The organism is Pseudonocardia sp. Ae505_Ps2, from assembly GCF_001932425.1.
Taxonomy (GTDB): Bacteria; Actinomycetota; Actinomycetes; order Mycobacteriales; family Pseudonocardiaceae; genus Pseudonocardia.
Window position 1 is genome coordinate 770558 of record NZ_MCIP01000001.1, and the last position, 1147, is coordinate 771704.

General features: G+C 59.3%; 1 protein-coding gene and 1 pseudogene. Both read left to right on the forward strand.

What is annotated here, in order from left to right; all coding sequences use genetic code 11:
- Positions 1-217: pseudogene (locus tag Ae505Ps2_RS30850) on the forward strand (IS5/IS1182 family transposase); the annotation flags it as partial.
- 211 nt (positions 218-428) lie between these two features.
- Positions 429-1145 (forward strand): hypothetical protein, encoded by a 717-nt coding sequence (locus Ae505Ps2_RS30855; RefSeq protein WP_139320122.1) that lies wholly within the window; start codon positions 429-431, stop codon positions 1143-1145.
- The last annotated feature ends 2 nt before the right edge of the window (positions 1146-1147 follow it).

A 1147-nucleotide genomic window follows, 5' to 3' on the forward strand; every position in this document is an offset into this window, starting at 1 on the left:
GCCCATCAAACTCGCCCCCGGCCGCGGGCAGACGGTCAACCAGCGCACCGTCAACACCCTGCACTCAGCCCTTCGTGCTCTGGCCGAACGCGGAAACGCCCTGCTCAAGACCACCTTCGCCGCGTTGCGGCGAGTCACGCTATGTCCCTGGCGCACCGGCGCGATCACCGCAGCTGCGCTCGTACTACTCCACACCGAGTACGACCGCACGACATGATCAACCCGCTACTGAGAACACCTCAGTAGACGTCGACGCTCTAAGCGAGAGCGTTGCATCACTCAGTATCGCCTATCTACATCAACCCGCAGAGCCGATGCTGCGCAAGGCTACAGACATTCGGAAAGAGTCTCTAAGGCGGCTAACCGAAGGCGCTGTGCGACCACACGAATTGCGCGACTTGACCCTGGCGGCAGGCAGAGCCTCCGGGGTGCTTATCTACGCTGCCCTCGACCTCGGCCACCCCGAGATTGCCGCGACCCACGCTCGTGCCGCATGGCACCTAGCGGAATCCGCGAACGACAATGAACTGCGCGCCTGGGTCCGCGGAACTGAATCTCTCCTGGCGCGGTTCGAGAAGAACTACACTCTTGCGGACAACCTTGCCCAGGACGGCTTGAAGTACGCAGGAGCAGGCACGTCAACGATTCGCCTCCTATGTGGAGCAGCTCAGTGTGCCGCCAACCTCAACAACTCCAGGAAGGCGCAGGACCTCCTAGATCAAGCTCTATCCTTGCGCGATAAAGCCGCGTCCGACTCTGTGAACGGCCTCTACTCCTTCAGCTACGCCAAACAGCTCTACTATGGTGGCTCAAGTCTAATGTGGCTGGACGATCCACAAGCCCTGAAGCGAGCAGACAGAGACGCCGGGCGCGCCATCTCCCTGTGGGAACACGAGGGGGATGAGTTCCGATCACTGGACGATGAGGCTCTAGCTCACGTATATCAAGCAACTGCCCGCGTCAAAGTAGGCGAAATTGATGGAGCAATGCAGGTATTACGCCCTGTAATCAATCTACCCGAGGAACGGAAGATTTCCTGGATTCGCAGGCGAATCTCAGAGATGGGAGACCTACTCGACGGGAAGCAGTTTAAAGGATCAGTTATCGCAGCGGACGCCAGAGACGAGCTTCGCAGCCTTACCTAGCT